The organism is Janthinobacterium sp. LM6, from assembly GCF_002002885.1.
GTDB classification, from domain to species: Bacteria; Pseudomonadota; Gammaproteobacteria; order Burkholderiales; family Burkholderiaceae_D; genus Janthinobacterium; species Janthinobacterium kumbetense.
Window position 1 is genome coordinate 3,251,997 of the sequence record NZ_CP019510.1, and the last position, 14,850, is coordinate 3,266,846.

15 protein-coding genes are annotated in these 14,850 nt (G+C 63.8%); 7 read left to right on the top strand and 8 right to left on the bottom strand.

Annotated elements, in window-relative coordinates; genetic code table 11:
* The first annotated feature begins 99 nt into the window (after positions 1-99).
* The 3 genes from kbl to BZG29_RS14345 are packed head-to-tail and all read left to right on the top strand — an operon-like array spanning position 100 to position 3,773.
* Positions 100-1,326: a glycine C-acetyltransferase gene (gene kbl / locus BZG29_RS14335; RefSeq protein WP_077403925.1), complete on the top strand. Its 1,227-nt coding sequence runs from the start codon at positions 100-102 to the stop codon at positions 1,324-1,326.
* A gap of 20 nt (positions 1,327-1,346) precedes the next feature.
* Positions 1,347-2,312: an NAD-dependent epimerase/dehydratase family protein gene (locus tag BZG29_RS14340; protein ID WP_077403928.1), complete on the top strand. Its 966-nt coding sequence runs from the start codon at positions 1,347-1,349 to the stop codon at positions 2,310-2,312.
* A gap of 48 nt (positions 2,313-2,360) precedes the next feature.
* Positions 2,361-3,773 (top strand): L-serine ammonia-lyase, encoded by a 1,413-nt coding sequence (locus BZG29_RS14345; RefSeq protein ID WP_077403931.1) that lies wholly within the window; start codon positions 2,361-2,363, stop codon positions 3,771-3,773.
* Positions 3,774-3,939: 166 nt separating this feature from the next.
* Here the strand turns inward: BZG29_RS14345 and BZG29_RS14350 are convergent, their stop codons facing one another.
* The gene (locus BZG29_RS14350) at positions 3,940-4,680 is read right to left on the bottom strand and encodes an AAA family ATPase (RefSeq protein ID WP_171985015.1); all 741 of its coding nucleotides are present in this window, start codon (positions 4,678-4,680) and stop codon (positions 3,940-3,942) included.
* A gap of 298 nt (positions 4,681-4,978) precedes the next feature.
* Here BZG29_RS14350 and thrC point away from each other — a divergent pair, with 298 nt between their 5' ends.
* Genes thrC through moaD form a run of 3 tightly spaced genes read left to right on the top strand, consistent with a single transcriptional unit; the run spans position 4,979 to position 7,966 of the window.
* Entirely contained in the window at positions 4,979-6,460 is a 1,482-nt protein-coding gene (gene thrC, locus BZG29_RS14355; protein WP_077403936.1) for a threonine synthase, read from the top strand.
* 14 nt (positions 6,461-6,474) lie between these two features.
* Positions 6,475-7,701 (top strand): gephyrin-like molybdotransferase Glp, encoded by a 1,227-nt coding sequence (gene glp, locus BZG29_RS14360; protein ID WP_077409108.1) that lies wholly within the window; start codon positions 6,475-6,477, stop codon positions 7,699-7,701.
* Positions 7,702-7,711: 10 nt separating this feature from the next.
* Positions 7,712-7,966: a molybdopterin converting factor subunit 1 gene (moaD, locus tag BZG29_RS14365; protein ID WP_077403939.1), complete on the top strand. Its 255-nt coding sequence runs from the start codon at positions 7,712-7,714 to the stop codon at positions 7,964-7,966.
* Positions 7,967-8,013: 47 nt separating this feature from the next.
* On the opposite strand, the gene BZG29_RS14370 is transcribed toward moaD, so the two are convergent.
* Positions 8,014-8,247 carry a hypothetical protein gene (locus BZG29_RS14370; protein ID WP_077403942.1) on the bottom strand — a complete coding sequence of 78 codons (234 nt, stop codon included), beginning with the start codon at positions 8,245-8,247 and terminating at the stop codon, positions 8,014-8,016.
* 165 nt (positions 8,248-8,412) lie between these two features.
* On the opposite strand from BZG29_RS14370, the gene BZG29_RS14375 reads away from it, so the two are divergent.
* Entirely contained in the window at positions 8,413-9,654 is a 1,242-nt protein-coding gene (locus BZG29_RS14375) for a TIGR03862 family flavoprotein (RefSeq protein ID WP_077403945.1), read from the top strand.
* A gap of 13 nt (positions 9,655-9,667) precedes the next feature.
* Here BZG29_RS14375 and BZG29_RS14380 read toward each other — a convergent pair whose 3' ends face one another.
* From BZG29_RS14380 to hpnC, 6 genes are all read right to left on the bottom strand, one after another.
* Positions 9,668-10,474: a head GIN domain-containing protein gene (locus BZG29_RS14380; protein WP_077403948.1), complete on the bottom strand. Its 807-nt coding sequence runs from the start codon at positions 10,472-10,474 to the stop codon at positions 9,668-9,670.
* A gap of 10 nt (positions 10,475-10,484) precedes the next feature.
* Complete coding sequence (locus tag BZG29_RS14385; RefSeq protein WP_253192580.1) at positions 10,485-11,282, bottom strand: DUF1700 domain-containing protein; 798 nt, start codon at positions 11,280-11,282, stop codon at positions 10,485-10,487.
* 19 nt (positions 11,283-11,301) lie between these two features.
* Entirely contained in the window at positions 11,302-11,457 is a 156-nt protein-coding gene (locus BZG29_RS28160) for a hypothetical protein (RefSeq protein ID WP_171985016.1), read from the bottom strand.
* A 124-nt stretch (positions 11,458-11,581) separates the two neighbouring features.
* The gene (hpnE, locus tag BZG29_RS14395) at positions 11,582-12,886 is read right to left on the bottom strand and encodes a hydroxysqualene dehydroxylase HpnE (RefSeq protein ID WP_366928737.1); all 1,305 of its coding nucleotides are present in this window, start codon (positions 12,884-12,886) and stop codon (positions 11,582-11,584) included.
* Between the two features lie 61 nt (positions 12,887-12,947).
* Positions 12,948-13,781: a presqualene diphosphate synthase HpnD gene (gene hpnD / locus BZG29_RS14400; protein WP_077403957.1), complete on the bottom strand. Its 834-nt coding sequence runs from the start codon at positions 13,779-13,781 to the stop codon at positions 12,948-12,950.
* A 46-nt stretch (positions 13,782-13,827) separates the two neighbouring features.
* Positions 13,828-14,709 carry a squalene synthase HpnC gene (gene hpnC / locus BZG29_RS14405; RefSeq protein ID WP_077403960.1) on the bottom strand — a complete coding sequence of 294 codons (882 nt, stop codon included), beginning with the start codon at positions 14,707-14,709 and terminating at the stop codon, positions 13,828-13,830.
* Positions 14,710-14,850 lie beyond the last annotated feature (141 nt).

A 14,850-nucleotide genomic window follows, 5' to 3' on the forward strand; every position in this document is an offset into this window, starting at 1 on the left:
ACAGCATTGTGCGCGCACCGGTCAAGCGGCGGCTTTTCCCCTATGGCGGCTGAGACCACACGGACACCACACGCATACATCAGGGACACAAGGAATATCATGAGCGAGCAAGCGAAGAACACCTTTTTCAGCGGTCTGCAACAGAATCTCGATCAACTGCGCCAGCAGGGCTTGTACAAGCCCGAGCGCGTGATCGCCTCGCGCCAGGGCGCCGAAGTGGTGTGCGACGATGGCCGTACCCTGATCAATATGTGTGCAAACAACTACCTGGGCCTGTCCGGCGACCTGCAGACGCAGGAAGCGTCTATTGCCGCCACGCAAAAGTACGGCTACGGCCTGTCGTCCGTGCGTTTTATTTGCGGCACGCAAACCGTGCATAAAGAGCTGGAACAGGCGATTTCCGCCTTCCTGGGCACCGAAGACACGATTCTGTACGCGGCCGCCTTCGACGCCAACGGCGGCGTGTTCGAGCCGCTGTTCGATGAAAACGACGCCATCATCTCCGACGCGCTGAACCACGCTTCCATCATCGACGGCATCCGCCTGTGCAAGGCTGGCCGCTACCGCTATGCGCACAACGACATGGCCGACCTGGAAGTGCAGCTGCAGGCGGCCGTTGCCGCCGGCAAGCGCCATAAAGTCATCGTCACGGACGGCGTGTTCTCGATGGATGGCACGATCGCGCAACTCGACAAGATCTGCGACCTGGCCGACCAGTACGGCGCGCTGGTGATGATCGACGAATGCCACGCTTCCGGCTTCATGGGCGCGACGGGCCGCGGCACGCACGAGCACCACAATGTGATGGGCCGCATCGACATCATCACGGGCACCCTGGGCAAGGCCCTGGGCGGCGCCATGGGCGGTTTCACGTCGGCGCGCAAGGAAGTCATCGACACCCTGCGCCAGAAATCGCGCCCGTATCTGTTCTCGAACACGCTGGCGCCATCGATCGCCGGCGCTTCGCTGTCGGTGCTGGAGCGTTTGGCCAAGTCGACGGAACTGCGCGACCGCCTGCATGACAACACGGCTTTCTTCCGCAGCGAGATCGAGCGCATCGGTTTCACCATCAAGCCGGGCACCCATCCGGTCGTTCCCGTGATGCTGTTCGACGCCCCCGTGGCGCAGAAATTCGCCGCCCGCCTGTATGAACTGGGCGTGCTGGTGACGGGCTTCTTCTACCCGGTCGTGCCGATGGGCCAGGCCCGTGTCCGCGTGCAGCTGTCCGCCGCCCACACCCGCGAACAGCTGGTGCAAGTGCTGGCCGCCTTCGAGCAGGCAGGCAAGGAACTCGGTTTGCTGACCGCCACGACCACGACCAACTAACAAGAATTCAGGAAAATAGCATGGAACGCATCTTAGTCATTGGCGCAAACGGCCAAATCGGTAGTGAACTGGTGGGCGCGCTGGCGCAGCAGCACGGCGCGGACAACGTCATCGCCAGCGACATCGGCACGAACAACCTGTACCAGGCCAAGCGCTATGCGCAATTGAATGTGCTGGACAAGGACGGCCTGGCGAAGATCATCGCCGACGAAGGCATCACCCAGGTGTACCAGCTGGCGGCCATGCTGTCGGCCACGGGCGAAGCGGCCCCTTTGAGGGCGTGGAGTCTGAACATGGATGGCTTGCTCAATATCCTGGAACTGGCGCGCGAGCGCGGTGAAGCGGGCAAGCCGCTGCGCATCTTCTGGCCGTCGTCGATCGCCGCCTTCGGCCCGAACACGCCGCAAGTGAACACGCCGCAAATGACGGTGATGGACCCGACCTCGATGTACGGCATCAGCAAGCTGGCCGGCGAGCGCCTGTGCGAGTACTACTTCAACAAGTACGGCGTCGACGTGCGCAGCATCCGCTATCCTGGCATCATCAGCTACAAATCGCCTCCGGGCGGCGGCACCACCGATTACGCCATCGCCATCTTCCATGCGGCCTTGCGCGGCGAGCGCTATGACTGCTTCCTCGACGCGAACACCACCTTGCCGATGATTTACATGCCCGACGCCATCCGCGCCACCATCGAACTGATGGATGCGCCAGCGGCATCGATCAAGATCCGTTCCTCGTACAACGTGGCCGGCGTGTCGTTCAACCCCGAGCAACTGGCGAAAGCCATCGTGCGCATGGTCCCGGACTTCAAGATCAGCTACAAGCCGGACAGCCGCCAGGCCATCGCCGACAGCTGGCCGCAAAGCCTGGACGACAGCAAGGCCAGCGCCGACTGGGGCTGGAAGGCGCAGATCGGCGTCGAGCAGATGGTCACGGACATGCTGGCCAATGTCGATGCGGGGCAGGCTGCCAAGGCGGCCTGAGTCCTGTACCGGCATTCATAAAAACATACTAATATAAAGAGACACCATATGGACATGAGCGTATTTGACCTGTTTAAAATCGGCATCGGGCCGTCGAGTTCCCATACTGTGGGGCCGATGGCGGCGGCGCGGCGTTTTCTGGTCGAATACGGTCCGCTGGACCAGGTGGTGGGCGTCGAGGCGGCCCTGTATGGCTCGCTGGCGCTGACGGGCGTGGGCCATGCCACGGACAAGGCAGTCATTCTGGGCCTGATGGGCGAGACGCCGCAAGACGTGGCGCCCGATGCCGTCGACAGCAAGCTGGCCGCCATCGAGGCGGCCGGTGAAATCGCCTTGCTGGGCACGCACGTGGTGCCGTTCACGGCCGCCACGGGCTTGATCTGGCACAAGAGCGAGTCCCTGCCCGAACATCCGAACGGCATGCGCTTTACCCTGAAACTGGCGGACGGCAGCCGCATCGACAAGGTGTATTACTCGATCGGCGGCGGTTTTATCCGCGAAGCGGGCGAAGTGCAAGCTGAGACCCAGGCCGAAGCGGCCGTGGAATCGGCCGCTGCTGCTCGCGTCGTCTTCCCATTCGATACCATGGAGCAACTGCTGGCGCACGGCGTGGAAAGCGGTCTGTCGATCCCGGAAATGCTGCGCGCGAACGAATGCGTCAAGCGCAGCGACGATGAATTGAACGAAGGCCTGGACCGCATCTGGCACGTCATGCGCGACTGTATCGCGCACGGCCTGGAAACGACGGGCAACCTGCCGGGCGGCTTGAACGTGAAGCGCCGCGCCGCGAAATTGTGGCGCCTGGCGCAGGAAGCGAAAGCATCCGACAACCGCGCCAACGACTTGCCGCACGACGCCGTGCACCTCGTCAGCCTGTACGCGATGGCCGTCAACGAGGAAAATGCGGCCGGCGGGCGCGTCGTCACGGCGCCGACCAACGGCGCCGCCGGCATCATCCCGGCCGTGCTGCGCTACTACGCGCAGGATTGCCGCCCCAGCGACCCGGTCGGCGGCGTGCGCCGCTTCATGCTGACGGCGGCTGCCATCGGCATGTTGTGCAAACGCAATGCCTCGATCTCGGGCGCCGAAGTGGGTTGCCAGGGCGAAGTGGGCGTGGCGTGCGCCATGGCGGCGGCCGGCCTGGTGGCGGCCTTGGGCGGCACCAACGAGCAAATTGAAAACGCGGCCGAAATCGGCATCGAACACCACCTGGGCATGACCTGCGACCCGATCGGCGGCCTGGTGCAGATCCCGTGCATCGAGCGCAACGGCATGGGCGCCGTGAAAGCGATTACGGCCGCCTCGCTGGCGCTGAAGGGCGACGGCACGCACTTCGTCAGCCTCGACGAAGTCATCGAAACCATGCGCCAGACGGGCGCGGACATGCAGGACAAGTACAAGGAAACGTCGTTGGGGGGGCTCGCCGTGCATGTCATCACCGTCAACCACGCGGCTTGCTGATGGCGACGCGATAAACCTACTGCGCAGCCCACTCTCGCGTCGGCGTTGCTCGCTGTACCCTGGTACAGCTGCGCTACTCAACGCGATATCGGGCTTGCTCGCTACGGTTTCTCGCGCCGCCGTTACGTCCCGGGCGCTGATAAAGGCGGAATCGCCTTAGTTTTCCTTAATCTTCCTCAAACAACTGCTCCAGCCTCCGCGGGTAGTTATTCAGAAAATCGCGCGTCACGGCGTAGTGTTCCGTGTCTTCATACGCCACTTCATGGATGCCGCCGCCCGTAAACATGAGGATTTTCGCGTTCGGGTAGGCGAGCAGAATCGGCGAATGGGTGGCGATGATCAGCTGCGAGTCGTCCTGCACCAGCTGGTGGATCACCGATAATGCCGCCAGCTGGCGGCTGGGCGACAGGGCCGCCTCGGGTTCGTCCAGCAGGTACAGACCTTTTCCGCGCAGCTTGTTGATCAGGGTGGCCATGAACGCTTCGCCGTGCGATTGCGCGTGCAGCGACTTGCCGCCGTAGCTGGCCAGGTATTCGGGCATGTCGTCCATGTAGGTGGCGACGTTGAAAAAGCTCTCGGCGCGCAAAAAATAACTGTCGTCCGGCTTCTTGTAACTCTTGCTCAGACGCAAGTGCGCGTGCAAGCCCGATTCCTCGTCCGAGGGCAGGGCGATGCGCACGTTGCGCGTGCCGCCATCCTTGCCGAAACCGAGAGCCACGGCCAGCGCTTCGAGCATGGTCGACTTGCCGCTGCCGTTCTCGCCCACGAAAAACGTCACGTCGCGGTGGAAGTCCATGTGCACGAAGTCGCGGATGGCGGGAATGGTGAACGGATAGTGGTCCAGGTCGACGACGGCGTCAGGGCGCAGCGCGGCGCTTTGCAAATACGGTTTTTTACTCAGCGACATGACCGCTTCCATGAATGACCCGCAGGCGGGCCGACAGGCACCAGTGTGGCGCAAATCGGGCAGTGGCGCCAGTAGGCGCGCCTGTCTTTGCCGCCGGGCTTGATTTCGGTGCCGGTTATTTCCATTTGGAAATGGTTTCCCCTTGACGGGCTGTGCCATTTGACAACAGCAGCGCTTCCCGCCGCTCGCGCAGCCGCGCGGCAGACGCGACGGATTCGCCTTGGGCGCCGCCTCGCACTATAATATCCGCTGCCATTCATGATCAACCGCACTCAGCTCAACTGGACTCTTCAAATCTATGCACTACGTGTCTACCCGCGCTGATAAAGCGCCAATGAATCCGCAGCAATTCTCCGACATCCTCCTGGGGGGCCTGGCCCCCGATGGCGGACTGTATCTCCCTGAACACTACCCGCAAGTCACTGGTGCCGAGCTGAACGCCTGGCGCACATTGTCGTATGCCGACCTGGCCTACGAAATCCTGAAGAAGTTCGCCACCGATATCCCGGCCGCGGACCTGAAGGCGCTGACGGCGAAAACCTATACCAAGGCAGTCTACAAGAACGCCCGCGCCGGCGAAAACGCGGCCGACATCACGCCGCTGCGCGTGCTCGAAGAAAACGTCGTCAAGGGCGGATCGACCACCCTGATGCTGCAGGCGCTGTCGAACGGCCCGACCCTGGCCTTCAAGGACATGGCCATGCAACTGCTGGGCAACCTGTTCGAATACACCTTGGCCAAGCACGACGCCGAACTCAATATCTTCGGCGCCACCTCGGGCGACACGGGCAGCGCGGCCGAGTACGCGATGCGCGGCAAGAAGGGCATCCGCGTCTTCATGTTGTCGCCGCACAAGAAAATGAGCGCCTTCCAGACGGCGCAGATGTTCAGCCTGCAAGACCCGAACATCTACAATATCGCCGTCGAAGGCGTGTTCGACGACTGCCAGGATATGGTGAAAGCCGTGTCGAACGACCTGCCGTTCAAGGCCAAGCAGAAGATCGGCACCGTCAATTCCATCAACTGGGCGAGAGTCGTGGCGCAAGTCGTGTATTACTTCCGCGGCTACCTGGCGGCCACCACCAGCAACGAGCAAAAAGTGTCGTTCACGGTGCCGTCTGGCAACTTTGGCAATATCTGCGCCGGTCACATCGCCCGCATGATGGGTTTGCCGATCTCGAAACTGGTGGCGGCGACGAATGAAAACGACGTGCTCGACGAATTCTTCCGCACGGGCGTCTACCGCGTGCGCAAGTCCGCCGAAACGTACCACACGAGCAGCCCGTCGATGGATATCTCGAAAGCGTCGAATTTCGAGCGCTTCGTCTACGACCTGGTGGGCCGCGACAGCGGCCGCGTGCGCGCCCTGTTCACGAAAGTGGAAACCCATGGCGGTTTTGACCTGTCCGGCAAGCCGGGCAGCGACGGCGACGAATTCAAGCTGGTGGCCAAATACGGCTTCAAGTCGGGCAAGTCCACGCACCAGGACCGCCTCGACACCATCCGCGACGTGGCCGACGACTACGGCATCACCATCGACACGCACACGGCCGACGGCATCAAGGTGGCGCGCGAGCACCTGGAGCCGAACGTGCCGATGATCGTGCTGGAAACGGCGCTGGCGGCCAAGTTCAACGAAACCATCCTCGAAGCGCTGGGCGTGGACGCGGAACGCCCGGCCGGCTTCGAAAACATCGAAGACTTGCCGCAAAAGTTTGTTGTGATGGGCACGGACGTGGAAAAAATGAAGGCGTATATCGCCGCCAATACGGGGCTGTGATGGGCGCGCCTGTGATGAACGATCCGACCGCGGAACGCAAACCCATGCTGTCGGTGGCCGAGGCGCAAGCCTTCATGCTGGGCGCGGCGCGCCCGGTGGCCGAGGTGGAGCTGGTCGATACCATGCGTGCCAACGGCCGCGTGCTGGCCACGGCGCAGACGTCGACCCTGAACGTGCCCGAGCGCGATAACACGCAGATGGATGGCTATGCCGTGCGCGCCAGCGATTGCGCCAGCGGCGCGGCCAGCCTGCCCGTGTCGCAGCGCATCGCGGCCGGCCACGTGGGCCAGCCTTTGCAAGCGGGGACGGCGGCGCGCATCTTCACGGGCGCCTTGCTCCCGGACGGCGCCGATTGTGTCGTGATGCAGGAGCAGTGCACTGTGCTCGACGGCGTGGTGACGGTCAATCACGTGCCGCAGGCCGGCGAATGGGTGCGCCGCCAGGGCGAGGATATCCGCGCCGGCGGTGAGATCCTCGGTGCCGGCCGGCGCCTGCGCAGCCAGGAAATGGGCCTGGCCGCCTCGGTGGGGCTGGCGCAAGTGCCGGTGCTGCGCAAGCTGCGCGTGGCCGTGTTCTTCACGGGCGACGAACTGGCCATGCCCGGCGAACCTTTGGTGCCGGGCGCCGTCTACAACTCGAACCGTTTTACCTTGCGCGGCCTGCTGGAAAATCTGGGCTGCGAGATCACGGACCTGGGCATCGTGCCCGACAGCCTGGACGCGACGCGCGCCGTGCTGCGCCAGGCGGCCCAGGGCAATGATTTGATCATCACCTCGGGCGGCGTGTCCGTGGGCGAGGAAGACCATATCAAGCCGGCCGTGGAAGCGGAAGGGCGGCTGAACATGTGGCAGATCGCCGTCAAGCCGGGCAAGCCGCTGGCCTTCGGCGAAGTGCGGGACGCGTTCTTTGTCGGCTTGCCCGGCAATCCCGTCTCCAGTTTCGTCACCTTTTTGCTGTTCGTGCGCCCGTTCATCCTGCGCCTGCAGGGCGTGGCGGGGAGCCTGGCGCCGCGCAGCTACAAGCTGCCGGCCGCGTTCGAGCGCCTGAAGGCGGACAAGCGCAACGAATTTCTGCGCGCCAAGGTCAATGACGCGGGCGAGCTGGAACTGTTCGCCAACCAGAGTTCGGGCGTGCTGACATCCACCGTGTGGGGCGACGGCTTGATCGATTGCCCGCCGGGGCTGTCGATCGCGCGCGGCGACATGCTGCGGTTTATCCCGTTTAACGAATTGCTGTACTAAGGAAGTCTTGATGAAGATCAATCTGCGTTTTTTTGCCAGCGTGCGCGAGCTGGTGGGCACGGGCCAGGAAGCACTGGAAGTGGCCGGGCCGCTGACGGTGGGCGAGGTGCGAGCCCTGCTGATCGCGCGCGGCGGCAACTGGGAATATGCGCTGGCGCAGGGCCGCGCGCTGCGCATGGCGCATAATCAGGTGATGTGCGACGCCGACACCGTGACAGGCGACGGCGACGAAGTGGCGTTCTTCCCGCCCGTGACGGGTGGCTGATCCTGCTCGCCAAATGAGACGGCCACTTCATCGAAGTGGCCGTTTTTTCATGAAGATCTGGTTTTCGGTTTGTCTCCGCTGCACGTGGCGCAGGCGATGGCTTTCTTGTAGCGCCAGTATTTCGAGCCGATGAAGATGGCCGATGCCACCAGCGACCAGGCCAGCGCGCTGAGGATGTCGGCCTGGCTGGTGGTGCCCTTGCTGTATTCGACCACCGTCAGAATGATGAATAAAATCGAACTGGCCAGCAAATAGCGGGAAATCCAGAATCCTGCGCCCATGTGTTTCTCCTCTTGTCGTCGCGTTGTCTCGTGAAGTCAAGCCGCCGATCGCTGCGGCACGTCCGCGCAGTATGCCTCATTTTTGGGCGAGATCGCCATCGGCGGGCCATATCCGGCCCAATCTCGACTAAAATGCCGGGGTTTTCACCGTCTTTCCAGCTCGCCATGACCCAAACCAGTTCCCCTCTGTTTCACATCGCCGTCATCGGCGGCGGCCCCGCCGGCCTGATGGCCGCCCAGGCGGCCAGCGACCAGGGAGCTAGGGTGGAGCTGTTCGACGCCATGCCGTCCGTCGGCCGCAAATTCCTGCTGGCGGGGCGCGGCGGCATGAATATCACGCATGCGGAAGGCTACCAGGCTTTCGTCTCGCGCTACGCCAGGCAAGCGCACCGGGTGAAACCGGCGCTGGACCAGTTCGGCCCGCAAAAGGTGCGCGACTGGGTGCACGGCCTGGGCGTCGACACCTTCGTCGGCTCCTCGAACCGCGTCTTCCCTACCGACATGAAGGCGGCGCCCTTGCTGCGCGCCTGGCTGCACCGCCTGCGCGAGGCGGGCGTGCAATTTCACATGCGCCACCGCTGGACGGGCTGGCAAGACGGCCAGCTGGCGTTTGCCACGCCGGACGGCGAACGTCGCTTCACTTTCGACGCCGTGATCCTGGCGCTGGGCGGCGGCAGCTGGGCGCGGCTGGGATCGGACGGCGCCTGGGTGCCGTTGCTGCAGGAGCAGGGCGTGGCCGTGACGCCCCTGGCGCCGGCCAATTGCGGCTTCGACGTGGACTGGAGCGAGTATTTCCGCAGCCGTCATGCGGGCGAACCGCTGGCGACGGTGGCCATTTCGGCGCGCGATATCGATGACTGCATGATCAAGCGCCAGGGCCAGTTCGTCATCACGGCGGGCGGCGTCGAGGGCAGCCTGATTTATGCCTTGTCGGCCGCGCTGCGCGAGCAGATCGCCGCCGAGGGCAGCACCACCATCTGGCTCGACCTGGCGCCCGACCACAGCCATGAACGCGTGTTCGCGGAAGTGACGCGCCCGCGCGGCGCCCGCTCCATGTCCAGCCACCTGAACAGCCGCCTGGGCATCAAGGGCGTGAAATCGGGCCTGCTGCGCGAATGCCTGAGCGCCGCCGACTTTGCCGACGAGGCCAGGCTGGCGGCCGCCATCAAGCTGCTGCCCGTGACCTTGCGGCGTCCGCGTCCCATCGATGAAGCCATCAGCAGCGCGGGCGGCGTGGACTTCGACGGCGTCGACGGCAGCATGCTGCGAGCCATGCCGGGCGTGTTCCTGGCGGGGGAAATGCTGGACTGGGAAGCGCCCACGGGCGGCTACCTGCTGACGGCCTGCCTGGCGCAAGGCAAGGCGGCCGGCGAGCAGGCGGTGTCCTGGCTGGAAAAGAGTCGTTAGAGAACCGTCATCATCAATGCCAGATGATGTCGCCTGAACCGCTTTTCTGCGTCTCGCGCTGGCGCGGGTTGCCGTGGACGTGGATGTCGCCGCTGCCGCGCAGGGTCAGGTTGGCGGCGTCGCGCACGAAGACGGTGCTCGTGCCGGAGCCTTGCAGGCTGACGCTGGCCTTGTCGGCGGCCAGGTGCTCGGCATCGATGTCGCCTGAACCGCTGAGGTCGGCGCGCAGGAACTTGGTATTGCCGCTGGCGGCGATGCGCCCGGAGCCCACCATTTCCAGCACCACGCTGTCGCTGTTGCCGGCATTGATGTCGAGGTCGCCACTGCCGTTGACGGTGGCGGCAACCTGCTTGTAGCGTCCCGTGAAGCTGACGTCGCCCGATCCCGTTAATTCCAGGATGAAACTGTCGCCGGAAAAGCCCGTGATCTTGCTGTCGCCATTGCCGTGCACTTCGACGCGCACGAGGGCTGGCAGCACCAGTTCCACCTGCAGCGGCTGGCGATGGTGGAACAGCATGCCTTTCGGGCCGATATGCAGGGTCGCGCCATCCTGCGTGGTGTCGACGTTCGACAGCAGACGCTGTTCGCCGCTGACCTTCAGCGATGGCGTGGCGCCGCGGCGCAGCACCAGGTCGATGGGACCGGCCAGGTCGATGCTGGTGATATCGGCGGAAATCGGGCGCGTTTCGCTGCGCACGGCGCGGCCGGCAGCGCTGCTGGGATTGCTGATTCCCTTGGCGCGCAGCGCCGCATACGACATGGCGATCAGGACCAGTGCCAGCAAGAGCATGGACAGGCCAACTTTGAACAAGCGTTTCATGGCAGCCTTTCTAGTGACCTTTGAGCAGGGAAGCATTCATGGCAATGTAGCGCTTGATGCCGATCAAGGTATAGCGCGTTACGACCAGACTGAGCAGGAAGATGGCGATGCCGCCGAGCAGCATGCCCACGCCAAACACGGTTTGCGTGGTGCGCGCATCGCGGTCCATGTCGGTGGAGATGCGGATGCCGCCGCCGGCCAGCGCTTCGGCCCGCTCCATCATGCGCGATGAGGCGCCCGGTGCCTCGGGCGCGGACTCGGCCGGGTCACGCTGCAAGGGGCCGGGCACGTGGTCGACTTCGATGCCCGTGTCGCCGATGGTGATGCGCGTTTCGCGCCGTTCGCCGCCTTCGCCGCCGTCATCGTCATGGATGAAGACGTGGCGCAGGGGGCCGTCGAGCACCAGTTCGTTGGCGCCGGACAAGCCGCTGGCCGTGATGGCGATGCCGGCCAGGTAAAAGCTCAGGCCGACGGCGTACAGGGTGGCCAGCAGGGCCGCGTAGACGGCGGCAGGCACGACCATGAACAGGTTGAAGATGGCCAGGCCCACCAGCGAGACGAGCAGGCGCAGCAGGTTGACGGGCGTTTTCTTTTGCTCGAAAGCCTGGCGATGGGTGCTGCTGCGCAAGGTGAGGGCGATTTTTTTCGGGTCGCCCAGGTCGTCGGCGATTTCGTGCTCGCTGCGGCCGGCCGCAGCGCCTTCGATGAAGGTCTGTTCGTAATAATCGAGGGTCTTGGCCACCAGGTCCGGTGGCAAGCCTGCCAGTGCGCGCCGCAGCGCCTCGAGATAATCTTGCTTGTTCATCATATTCTTCCTGTCCGCCGCTTCAGCCCATCGCCGGCAGCAACATGCTTGCCTGGCTCAGCAGCAACGGTGCCTGTGGCGCCTGCTGTACCTGCATGACGATCAAGGTGGCCAGCACCACACCCGCCAGCAGCGCCAGGGCTTTCAAGCTGTTTTTCAAGTGCAAGGTGGTGTGCATGGTATTCCCCGTGGCATGGCCGTTGTCGATGATCAGACTGTACCCAAGCGCACGCGAGCGCACCAGCGCAGTGCGACAGAATGCAATTTCTCGGGGGCGAGCGACACCAGGGGAGGATGCACCGTCAAGTCTGTTTTGCCGCCTTGCCCGTGGTGACGACCTTGGCCGCCGCCACGCCGCTGCGCACGGCTGCCTCGATGGTGGCCGGATAGTCTTGCGTCCGGTCGTCATTGGCCGTGTAGTCGCCGGCCAGCAGCAGGCCAGGCACGCCGCTGGCGTTGCCGGGGCGTAATAAATCCGGCGTGCAGGCAAACGTGGCGCGCTTTTCCGTGATCAGCTGGGTCCAGACGGGTTGCGCCAGTTCAGGGCGCTGCAACACCTGCGCCAGCTGCGCGGCAATCGCTTGCGCCAGCGGCCCGTGGCCTTGCTCGGCGGCAGGGCCGGAGGCGCTGATGACGACGGCCAGCAAGCCCGCCTGCTTGCTGTCGAGCTGGCCCCGGTCGAAGACGAACTGGCCCCAGTGCCGGCTCGCCGGCGTATCGACGAGGGCGTAGAACGGCAAGTCCAGGCGCACCGAGGCGTCGTATTGCAGGTAGCAGGTGCTGATGGCTTCCGGCGTGAAGGCTTGCATGCGGTTAATTACGTCATCGAGGCGCGCGTCCTGCAAGCCTTGCAGCAGGCCGGCCGCCTGTCCGGACGAAGTGGCCACGATGACGCCGTCAAAGATATCTCCATGGTCGACCTGCCAGCGGCCGTCGGGCAGCGCCTGCAGGGCGGCCACCTTGGCGCCCGTGCGGATCTCTCCGCCATGTTGTTCCACATAGCGGGCGGCCGCGTCGGGCAATACGCTGCTCAGGTCCGCCTTCGGGACCAGCATGTCCGAGGCGCGGCGGCGGCTGGCGCCCAGGCTGTCGCGCAGCACGTTGAGGAAGACGCGGGCCGAGGCGCGCTCGGGCGGGGTATTCAATGCGGCCAGGCACAGCGGGTGCCACATCAGCCGGCACAAAGTGTCCGTCTGGTCGAAGCGCTGCAGCAATTCGCTGACCGTGCAATCGTTGTACAGCTGCCAACCCATCGTCCGCATGGCGGTGGAAAAGCGCATCAGGGCCAGTTTGTCGGCGCGCAATAATCCCGTGGCGCGCAGCAGGGCCCAGACCAGGTGCAGCGGCGCGGGCAGGCGGGGGGCGATGAAATCCATGCCTCCCGAGCCGGCCGGATAGCGCATCTGCAGCGGCAGCGTGAGGATCAGTTCGTCCGGGTCTTGCCCCGCCAGCTTGATCAGGCGCAAGGTTTCCGTGTAGGCGCCCAGCAAGATATGCTGGCCGTTGTCGAGCACAGTATTTTCCCGTTCGACCCGGCGCGCGCGGCCGCCCAGGGTGCGCGCCGCCTCGTAGACGGTGACGGCATGGCCGGCGCGCGCCAGTTCCATGGCCGCCGCGCAGCCGGCCCAGCCGGCGCCGATGATGGCGTAGCGTTGCTTCACGCGAATATCAGCCACGGACCCAGGTCTTCCAGGCCAGCCACAGTTTGCGGATCGGCGTGAGCGAGATGCGCTGTTTCAGCACGTGGTAGCCGTCGCGCTCGACTTCGTTGAGCAGGGTGCGGTAGATGGCGGCCATGATCAGGCCCGGACGCTGGGCGCGGCGATCCTCGGCCGGCAACAGCGCGAAAGCTTCGTCATACGCCTTTTGCGCGCGCGCCACCTGGAAACGCATGAGGTTTTCAAAGTTTTCGCTGTGGCGCGCGTTCAGCAAGTCGGCCGCCGTCACATTGAATTGCTGCAATTCGCTGATCGGCAGGTAGATGCGCCCCTTGCGCGCATCTTCACCCACGTCGCGGATGATGTTGGTCAGCTGGAAGGCATGGCCCAGTTTTTCCGCGTACAGCAGGGTTTCCGGGCGGGTCGCGCCAAAGATGCTGGCCGACAAGATGCCCACCACGCTGGCCACATGCCAGCAATAGCGGCTCATGGCCTGGTAATCGAGGTAGCGGGTCTGGTTCAAGTCCATTTCCATGCCGTCGATGATGGCCTGCAAATGCTTTTCTTCCAGTTGATACACGGCCAGATGCGGTTCCAGCGCGCGCATCACGGGATGCGTGGGGATGCCCTCGTACATGGCCTTGACTTCCTTGCGCCACCACACCAGCTTGGTGCGTGCCACGGCTTCGTCCGTGCATTCGTCGACCGTGTCATCGACTTCGCGGCAGAAGGCGTACAGGGCCGTGATGGCCTTGCGGCGTTCGGCCGGCAGGAACAGGAAGCTGTAGTAGAAGCTGGAGCCGCTCTGGGCGGCCTTTTGTTGGCAGTATTCGTCGGGAGACATAGTCAAAAGAGCAAGGGTTGCAGATCGAAGCCGCTATTCTATCGTCTTACAGAGTGGGCGACGGGGGAAAAGCCGTTTTTACTTGTGTCTCTTGATGCAAGCTTTTGCGCGACATGCGCAGGGCGCGCCAGAAAATGATCAGCCAGTCGCGTTTCTCCAGCTTGGGGCGGCGCCGGAACACGTCGTAATTGACGGCTTCGATGCATTCGAGGATGCGCAAGCCGCCTTGCACCACCAGGCGCAATTCCCAGCCGATGCGCCCGCGCAAACGCAGGGCCAGCGGCGCGCCGGACAGCATCAGGGCGCGCGTGCGGGCCACTTCGAAGCGCATCAGGGCGCTCCACTTGCCGTGCGCCTCGGGCCGCTCGAAGGCGGCGGCGGAGACGGCAAAGCGGCTCAAATCTTCCATCGGCAGGTAGATGCGCTCTTTTTGCTGGTCGATGGCAACGTCTTGCAAGAAATTAATTAGTTGCAAAGCTGAACATATCGCATCGGAATCGCGTACATTCTGTTCATCGGCCGCGCCATACAGGTGCAGCATCAGCAGCCCCACGGGGTTGGCGGAGCGGGCGCAGTAATCGAGCACATCGTCATAGCTGGCGTAGCGCGTCGTTTCCACATCCTGTTTAAATGCTGACAACAGATCGTAAAACGGCTTCAGCGGCAACTGGTGTCTGGCGATGACGGCAGCCAGGCGCTCGAACATGGCGGCGTTCTCGCCGGCATGGCCTTCGTGGCGGTCCATGCGGCCCAGCGCTTCTTCATAGGCGTGCAGGGCCGCCAGGCGCTCGGCCGGCGTGGCGTCGCCCTCATCGGCCAGGTCGTCGGCGCTGCGGGCGAAGGCATAGATGGCTTCGACGGCGGGCACCAGGCGGCGCGGCAGTAAAAATGATGCAACAGGAAAATTTTCGTAATGGTCTACAGGCATGAACACACTTCTCTAGTCTTGCGTTTGTCCGGCACCCTCACACGCTGGAATGGGGCCGGACGTTGTACGTCTCAAGATTAATGACGCAAAAGTCACTAAAAACTTTTACGCACGATTATAATTAATAACCAGAAAGTCATT

What these genes read in the sequence shown, in the direction of transcription:
- BZG29_RS14340 (WP_077403928.1), top strand. Translation starts at nt 1,347, where the DNA reads ATGGAACGCATCTTAGTCATTGGCGCAAACGGCCAAATCGGTAGTGAA.
- hpnC (WP_077403960.1), bottom strand. Translation starts at nt 14,709, where the DNA reads ATGCCTGTAGACCATTACGAAAATTTTCCTGTTGCATCATTTTTACTG.
- BZG29_RS14370 (WP_077403942.1), bottom strand. Translation starts at nt 8,247, where the DNA reads ATGGGCGCAGGATTCTGGATTTCCCGCTATTTGCTGGCCAGTTCGATT.
- BZG29_RS28160 (WP_171985016.1), bottom strand. Translation starts at nt 11,457, where the DNA reads ATGCACACCACCTTGCACTTGAAAAACAGCTTGAAAGCCCTGGCGCTG.
- BZG29_RS14350 (WP_171985015.1), bottom strand. Translation starts at nt 4,680, where the DNA reads ATGTCGCTGAGTAAAAAACCGTATTTGCAAAGCGCCGCGCTGCGCCCT.
- BZG29_RS14375 (WP_077403945.1), top strand. Translation starts at nt 8,413, where the DNA reads ATGACCCAAACCAGTTCCCCTCTGTTTCACATCGCCGTCATCGGCGGC.
- BZG29_RS14345 (WP_077403931.1), top strand. Translation starts at nt 2,361, where the DNA reads ATGGACATGAGCGTATTTGACCTGTTTAAAATCGGCATCGGGCCGTCG.
- hpnD (WP_077403957.1), bottom strand. Translation starts at nt 13,781, where the DNA reads ATGTCTCCCGACGAATACTGCCAACAAAAGGCCGCCCAGAGCGGCTCC.
- BZG29_RS14380 (WP_077403948.1), bottom strand. Translation starts at nt 10,474, where the DNA reads ATGAAACGCTTGTTCAAAGTTGGCCTGTCCATGCTCTTGCTGGCACTG.
- glp (WP_077409108.1), top strand. Translation starts at nt 6,475, where the DNA reads ATGAACGATCCGACCGCGGAACGCAAACCCATGCTGTCGGTGGCCGAG.
- kbl (WP_077403925.1), top strand. Translation starts at nt 100, where the DNA reads ATGAGCGAGCAAGCGAAGAACACCTTTTTCAGCGGTCTGCAACAGAAT.
- thrC (WP_077403936.1), top strand. Translation starts at nt 4,979, where the DNA reads ATGCACTACGTGTCTACCCGCGCTGATAAAGCGCCAATGAATCCGCAG.
- BZG29_RS14385 (WP_253192580.1), bottom strand. Translation starts at nt 11,282, where the DNA reads ATGATGAACAAGCAAGATTATCTCGAGGCGCTGCGGCGCGCACTGGCA.
- moaD (WP_077403939.1), top strand. Translation starts at nt 7,712, where the DNA reads ATGAAGATCAATCTGCGTTTTTTTGCCAGCGTGCGCGAGCTGGTGGGC.
- hpnE (WP_366928737.1), bottom strand. Translation starts at nt 12,886, where the DNA reads ATGGAACTGGCGCGCGCCGGCCATGCCGTCACCGTCTACGAGGCGGCG.